Consider the following 1,363-nt stretch of genomic DNA (forward strand, 5'->3'; position numbering starts at 1 on the left):
GGGGGGGGGGAGAACATCGCCGCCCATTACGACCTCGGCAACGAATTTTATGCCTACTTTCTGGATGACGACCTGCTCTACTCCAGCGCGTTGTTTACCGATGACCAGCAGGATCTGACCCAGGCCCAGCGGGCCAAGATGGCGCGCCTGTGCGACCAGCTGGCGCTCACTCCCGGCGATCATCTGCTGGAGATTGGCACCGGCTGGGGGGCGCTGGCCGAGTACGCCGCCCGCCATTACGGCTGCCGGGTCACCACCACCACCCTTTCCCGGGAGCAGCACCGCTGGGCTACCGAGCGCATGGCCCGCGCCGGGCTGCAGGATCGCGTCAAGGTGCTGCTCTGCGACTACCGCGATCTGCGCGGCGAGTACGACAAACTGGTGTCGGTGGAGATGATTGAGGCGGTGGGCCAGCGCTACCTCCCGGCCTTCTTCCGCACCTGTCAGGCGCGCCTGCGCCCGGGCGGTAAAATGGCCCTGCAGGCGATCACCATTCAGGATCAGCGCTATCGCGACTACAGCAAAAGCGTCGATTTTATCCAGCGCTACATCTTCCCGGGCGGCTTTTTGCCCAGCATCACGGCAATGAGCGAGCTGATGACCCGCCATACCGATTTTGTGGTGCGCAACCTGTTCGACATGGGCCCGGATTACGCCCGCACCCTGGCCCACTGGCGGCAGCGTTTTACCCACGCCTGGCAGGATATTGAAAAGCTCGGCTTTGATGAGCGCTTCCGCCGGATGTGGCTCTACTACTTCGGCTACTGCGAAGCCGGATTTAACGCCCGCACCATCAGCGTGGTGCAGCTCACCGCGGAGCGGGTATGACACGCCCGGCGCAGCATCTGCTGATGGCCCTCGCGTTCGATGTTTACTGGACGCTGGTGGTGATGTTGCGCGAGCGCGGTCTGCTGATCTGGCTGACGCTGGCCATTTTCGCCTGGCTGCGGTTGCCGGCGGCCAGTCGTCCGCCCGCCCTGCTGTTGGCCGCGGCGGGCTGCGGCCTGGACGCCTGCTGGGCGCTGGCGGGGCTGATCGATTTTCGCGGCGACAGCCTGCTGCCCCTGTGGATGGTGGCCCTGTGGCTGATGTTCGCCGTCGTCTGGACCCGACTGACCCGCACCGCGACGCTTCCCGGCTGGGTGCTGGCCACGGCCGCCACCGTCGGCGGCCCGGTGGCCTACCTGATCGGCGCTCGCCTCGGAGCCATGACCCTGCTGGTGCCGACGGCGCTTGGCGTGGCCGCCATGGCCTGCGGCTGGCTGGTGCTCATGCTGTTATTCCATCTGGGGATGGGGAGGCAAAAATGAGATTCGCCCTGTTACTGCTATGGCTGACCATCCTCGCCCCGGCGGCCCACGCC

General features: G+C 65.8%; 2 protein-coding genes. Both read left to right on the plus strand.

Annotated features, from left to right (window positions below; translation table 11 throughout):
- Positions 1 to 828 (plus strand): SAM-dependent methyltransferase (locus tag HMPREF9538_RS14140; protein WP_009485063.1); only part of this gene is annotated, 828 nt, incomplete at its 5' end.
- Positions 825 to 1,310 (plus strand): DUF2878 domain-containing protein, encoded by a 486-nt coding sequence (locus tag HMPREF9538_RS14135; protein WP_004186827.1) that lies wholly within the window; start codon positions 825 to 827, stop codon positions 1,308 to 1,310. The genes HMPREF9538_RS14140 and HMPREF9538_RS14135, both read left to right, overlap by 4 nt.
- The last annotated feature ends 53 nt before the right edge of the window (positions 1,311 to 1,363 follow it).

The organism is Klebsiella sp. MS 92-3, from assembly GCF_000195655.1.
GTDB lineage: Bacteria > Pseudomonadota > Gammaproteobacteria > Enterobacterales > Enterobacteriaceae > Klebsiella > Klebsiella pneumoniae.

Excerpts from the sequence above, each read along its gene's own strand:
- HMPREF9538_RS14135 (WP_004186827.1), top strand. The coding sequence starts at position 825 with ATGACACGCCCGGCGCAGCATCTGCTGATGGCCCTCGCGTTCGATGTT.